Source organism: Synechococcales cyanobacterium T60_A2020_003, assembly GCA_015272205.1.
Classification (GTDB): Bacteria; Cyanobacteriota; Cyanobacteriia; order RECH01; family RECH01; genus JACYMB01.
On the sequence record JACYMB010000277.1, the window covers coordinates 1 to 5,358 of the forward strand.

6 protein-coding genes are annotated in these 5,358 nt (G+C 52.1%); 1 reads left to right on the plus strand and 5 read right to left on the minus strand.

The genetic code is table 11. The annotated features are described in order from the left end of the window. A partial coding sequence (locus IGR76_13725; GenBank protein ID MBF2079536.1) for an IS5/IS1182 family transposase occupies positions 1-176 on the plus strand: 176 nt, incomplete at its 5' end. A gap of 209 nt (positions 177-385) precedes the next feature. On the opposite strand, the gene IGR76_13730 is transcribed toward IGR76_13725, so the two are convergent. From IGR76_13730 to IGR76_13750, 5 genes are all read right to left on the minus strand, one after another. Beyond that, positions 386-2,137, minus strand: coding sequence for a hypothetical protein (locus IGR76_13730; GenBank protein MBF2079537.1), 1,752 nt, complete (start codon positions 2,135-2,137; stop codon positions 386-388). A gap of 53 nt (positions 2,138-2,190) precedes the next feature. Continuing rightward, positions 2,191-3,282, minus strand: coding sequence for a redox-regulated ATPase YchF (ychF, locus tag IGR76_13735; GenBank protein MBF2079538.1), 1,092 nt, complete (start codon positions 3,280-3,282; stop codon positions 2,191-2,193). An 89-nt stretch (positions 3,283-3,371) separates the two neighbouring features. Further along, positions 3,372-3,680, minus strand: a complete 309-nt coding sequence (locus tag IGR76_13740) for a (2Fe-2S) ferredoxin domain-containing protein (protein MBF2079539.1) — start codon at positions 3,678-3,680, stop codon at positions 3,372-3,374. Positions 3,681-3,767: 87 nt separating this feature from the next. Next, positions 3,768-4,742, minus strand: a complete 975-nt coding sequence (locus tag IGR76_13745; protein ID MBF2079540.1) for a cysteine synthase A — start codon at positions 4,740-4,742, stop codon at positions 3,768-3,770. Between the two features lie 104 nt (positions 4,743-4,846). Beyond that, positions 4,847-5,179, minus strand: coding sequence for a hypothetical protein (locus IGR76_13750; protein ID MBF2079541.1), 333 nt, complete (start codon positions 5,177-5,179; stop codon positions 4,847-4,849). Positions 5,180-5,358: the final 179 nt, after the last annotated feature.

Sequence of the window (5,358 nt, forward strand, 5' to 3'; positions counted from 1 at the left end):
GCTATCATCGTCGTTCGATTGCTGAAACTACCATGTTCCGCTTTAAGACTATTTTTGGGGGCAATCTCAGTGCGCGTCAATTTGACAATCAAGCCGTGGAATTGTTCATCAAATGTATTGCGCTCAACCGCATGATTCAGATCGCTAAACCCGATAGCTACAAAGTCGAAGCTTAATACCCGGACGACCTCAAGGTGAGCCTGATCATCCTTCTAATCATGCAACAAAGCCGTAGGTTGGGTGAAACAACGTGGAACCCAACTCTAGCCTATATTCTGTTGGGTTACGCTAGCGCTCACCCAACCTACGAGAGAATCAGGGTTGTGTGAGTTTTGTCCGTCAATCAGGATTTCAACATTGGTTGTCTACAGTATTCGAGAGCGCATCAATCCTGATCGAGTAGGCACTGACCATCGAGAAGGATTAAGCGGCGCTCTTGCAAAAGACTACATGATTCTTCAAGGCTGGCAAGAGCAGGGATATTTCCTTGTTCTAGCGCGTCTAAGACGTTTTGATCGAGGGGGGGATATTGTTTCAGCCACGCATCTTGCTTGACGTACTCTCGCTCAAACGCGTCCCGTTCCAATAACCAAAAGTCTATGTCAAATTCCCGGATAAACGCTTTAACGTCCTCCAAATCGGGACTGTATTGCGCCTGGATCAACGCCTCGCTGCGGCGAGTAACGTCTTCAAAATAGCCCTTATGGTATGGCAATGCGTAGCCCTGACCACCCACAAGAATGCTTTGCTGGGCAAAGGTGGGGAGGTTGTTTACCTCATCGGATAGGGATGCTAACAGGCTATCTCTGGGCTGTGACCGGAGAAACTCGTATATTTTGGGAAAATTGCCCTGGACGTAGTTGATTTGTCGCAGACTGTAACCTTGCACCACTTCGGGATAGAGAACTAGCGCTGTTCCCAAAATCGTTAAAGCGATGAAGGCAATAGCGTAATGCTGACGCCTGAGAAACTGAATTAAGCTGTGGAGAATCAGCACTAGGGATAACGTGAGCGCGATCGCCATCACAATCCGAATCGTGTGCTCGGTGTAGCGATTGGGTAGATGTAGGTCAAAAATTAGGGCGTGGGCGACGAAAAAGAGGGTGAACGATACAAGCAGCAGTTGGGGTAGAATCCAGATCTTGGTCATGATTTGCTCAGCTAAGGGAAAGCGCTGGGGCGATCGCAACAGCCACGGCAGGGAGAGCGCTAGGGCAAATTGGGGCAGCATCGACCAGAGGGAATTGTACTCAATTCGCTTGCACCATTCTGGGGGCAACATTCCGCTGCGCTGCCCACAAAACCAAAACTGCCACGGATTCGGATTGAAAAAGCTCGACCATCCTTCAGGTGAGAAGGCAAACATCGTCCGAGCTTCGGCACTTGATACTACCGGATCGTAAGGCGAGGGAATCAGGACATAGGGCAGCAATGCCAGGGCGATCGCCCCCAATCCCGCCAGTGAGAGGACGATTTCCCGACGAGATGCAAGGCTAACCTGTCCCTGCTGCCAAGAACCCAACCGCAGCACTAAAACTCCGGCAACGACTAGGGCACATTGGGGATAGGTTTGACCCAGAAGGGCGATCGCGATCACAAACGGGATAACCGATTCGCTCAGTAGGTAATACAGGGCAGCTAGCAAGAGCGGATAGGCAAAGGCCACTGGAGTGGCGGAAATGAGGTCATCCTGGAGCCATACCAGTTTGTTGAGAATAAGAACTCCGAGGAAACTTGCCCACGGTAAGGGAAGTAATTTTTGAAAAATGCCAAAGGCGTAGGCGGAACTGATCGCCAATAGGAGAATCGGTAAGACCTTGCTAAAGGTGATGGGGTCGATTCCGGCGATCGCCCCTAGCCGATAAAACAGCGTGTATGCCCACGGTGCCACCGACTGAAAATAGTCTGCCGATAGATCTCCAGGAAATAGGCTAGGGTCAACGAACCGCTGCATCCACGCCACATGTTGCCGCGCATCGTCTTGAATAACATAGGGACTGGCAAATGCCTGCTGGAGTGCCGGAATAGCGTACAGCACCGACGCGACAATGCTCAGACTAAACCAGAGCCACACTGAAGATAGGCTCATAGTTGGGCGCGATCGCCCCTTTTGACCCAAGTTTTCCAGCAATGGCATAGGTTTCCTACCGCAGTATTGGCAACCGATCCTACCACGGGGAGGAAACGCCGCTACACGTTAAACCGGAACAGGAGCACATCGCCTTCTTGCACTGTATAGTCCTTACCTTCACTGCGAACTAAGCCTTTCTCCTTTGCCGCACCCATTGAACCGCTGTTGACCAGATCATCGTAGGCGACTGTTTCCGCACGGATAAAGCCCCGCTCAAAGTCGGAGTGGATGACGCCTGCGGCCTGGGGGGCTAGCATTCCGGCGGTAATCGTCCAGGCGCGAGTCTCCTTGGGGCCAGTAGTGAAGTAGGTTCGCAGTCCCAAGAGGGTATAGGTTGCGCGAATTAGAGACTTCAACCCGCCTTCTTCCACGCCCAATGCCGCGAGGAAGTCTACTCGTTCTTCTTCGGATAATTCCACGAGCTCGGATTCCACCTGGGCGGAAATAATCACCACCTGAGCCTCTTCACGAGCCGCGACTTCCCGCACCTGATCGACCCACGCATTGCCCGTCGCTAGGTCATCTTCTGACACGTTAGCAGCGTAGATAATCGGCTTGCGGGTCAGGAGTCCCAGCGATTTAACGAAGACTTCTTCCTCCTCGGTCAGTTCAACCAGACGAGCAGGTTTGCCTTCATTTAGGACGGGTAAAATCTTGTCGATGACAGCAAGTTCGGCTTGGGCTTCCTTATTGGTACGGGCTTGTTTGCGTACCCGGTCGGCGCGTTTTTCCAACTGCGCCAAGTCTGCCAAGGCTAATTCCAGGGTAATCACGTCAATGTCGCGCACCGGATTAACCGATCCGGAAACGTGGATAATATCGTCATCGTCAAAACAACGCACCACATGGACGATCGCGTCTACTTCGCGGATGTTCGCCAAAAACTGGTTGCCCAAGCCTTCCCCTTTGCTCGCGCCCTTCACCAGTCCGGCAATGTCTACAAATTCGATGCGGGTGGGAATGATTTCAGCAGAATCAGAAATTTTCGCCAACACGTTTAGCCGCTCATCAGGAACCGCAACAACGCCGACGTTGGGTTCAATCGTGCAGAAGGGAAAGTTTGCGGCTTGGGCTTTTGCATTCGCCACCAGCGCATTAAATAGAGTCGATTTACCTACGTTGGGCAGTCCAACAATTCCGGCTGTCAGCATGATGTCGTTTGGTCAAATGAGAGAAGGGCGATTGCGCCTTTAACACTGTAGGACAAATTGACGGGCTTGTGTGTGTCTAAGCTTGGGACTTAGGCGGAATGGTGAAATTTGCGATAGAGCATCGCTTTCACTGGAGTGCCCCCCTGCAAATGGCACTCCACAAGGGTGCGGACTTCTCCTGGCTGCACGCGACAGTACCAAATTCCCTCCGGCAATACGAGCACCATTGGCCCATTACCGCATTGACCTAGACATCCAGATGGGGCGATCGCCCAGTCCGGTAGTGGGTGTGCTTGGAAGGCGGCCAATACGGCTTGTGCGCCTGCCCGTTTACAGGACGTGTTTTGGCAAACCAGAACTTGACGGGTTCCGGCTTCAGCCTGGAGTGGTGAACTCAACTGTAGTTCCTCCTGAATTCCGCAAAGGAGCGTTGGCTGCGCCTCGGCAACGCAGAATCGCCCATCCGTAATTGTCAGTGCGTTAAACTATCCCATCGATAATCCCTTACTTGCCAACCATTCCGCATTGTAGAGCCGCGACTGATACCGTGCTCCCCCATCACACAAGACGGTCACGATCGTGTGTCCTGGCCCTAACTGCTTCGCCAGTGCAACTGCCGCCCCTACATTAATGCCGACTGAACCGCCCATAAATAGCCCATCTTTGTGCAGCAGTTTGTAAATAATCCGCAGGGCTTCAGGGTCGGTGACTTGAATAGCATCATCAGCAGGAACCCCTTCCATATTGGCCGTGATGCGGCTGTTGCCGATGCCTTCCGTAATGGAACTGCCTTCAATGTTGATTTCGCCCGTTTTGACGTAGCTATAGAGGCCGCTGCCCATGGGGTCTGCCACAACGCACTTGATGTTTGGATTTTTCTCCTTGAGGAACATCGCCACTCCGGCATAGGTTCCCCCTGTTCCCGTTGCCGCCACCCACGCATCCACCTTGCCATCGGTTTGTGCCCAAATTTCTGGCCCGGTAGTTTCGTAGTGGGATTGGCGATTGGCGAGGTTGTCAAACTGGTTCGCCCAAATCGCGTTGTCCATCTCCTCGGCAATCCGACCGGAGAGCTTCACGTAGTTATTGGGGTCGCGGTAGGGTACAGCGGGTACGGCTCGCACTTCAGCTCCCAGGGTACGCAATAAATCCATTTTTTCTTGGGATTGCGTATCGGGAATCACGATCAGGCATTTGTAGCCCTTGGCATTGCAAATGTGGGCCAGCCCGATTCCGGTATTGCCTGCAGTTCCCTCCACAACGGTTCCGCCCGGTTTCAGGAGCCCTTTTGCTTCTGCATCTTGAATGATGTAGAGGGCAGCCCGGTCCTTCACCGATCCCCCCGGATTCAAAAACTCTGCCTTGCCCAAAATTTCGCAGCCTGTTTCGTCGCTAACGCTATTGAGCCGAATGAGGGGCGTGTTGCCTACTGTGCCGATAAAACCGTCTTTAACATCCATTGCTGCAATATTGGTGCTGTGTGCTGTGTTTGCGCTTCTCCTATGGTATAGCGCTAAGGGCGTTCTCCAAGCGTTGGCAAAATCAGATCTGCAACTTCTTATCTTCATCCCAACAGTGGCGTATTAGACTCACACAAGAAGTCGCAGATCTCACGGAGGAGCGATCGCTCTTTTGAACCTAAAAAGCGTTGGCGAAGCCTCGGCGAAGCAGAATCGCATTCCAGCCCATAATCCAGATCTGTGACTTCTTTTGTGATTCCGACACGCGACTGTTGGGACGTGGATAAGAAGTCGCCGATCGTTGAGAGGAGCGATCGTCCATTCTTAAAGTAGAGTGCTGTTAGTGCAGCATACCGCACCGTCATTTTGAGATTTCTAATGAGGGTGCTGTAAGAGAGGAGCGATCGCACTAACAAGAAGGAACTAAGTGCCTGCAAATAACCTCTTCGTCTGAAGAAACAGAGATTTCTTCGATATCATTCAAAAGCCTAACGGCGTTGTTGCATGAAAGAGGGGTTGCGGGCAGGAGAGGCATGGTAAATTTCAGTTATCACATATAAAACCTGCCATGAAACCTCAATACCGCATCCGCAACTGGTCAGAGTATAACGCTGGA

Bases quoted from the DNA above. Each gene is read 5' to 3' on its own strand.
- IGR76_13730 (MBF2079537.1), bottom strand. From the start codon at position 2,137: ATGCCATTGCTGGAAAACTTGGGTCAAAAGGGGCGATCGCGCCCAACT.
- ychF (MBF2079538.1), bottom strand. From the start codon at position 3,282: ATGCTGACAGCCGGAATTGTTGGACTGCCCAACGTAGGTAAATCGACT.
- IGR76_13745 (MBF2079540.1), bottom strand. From the start codon at position 4,742: ATGGATGTTAAAGACGGTTTTATCGGCACAGTAGGCAACACGCCCCTC.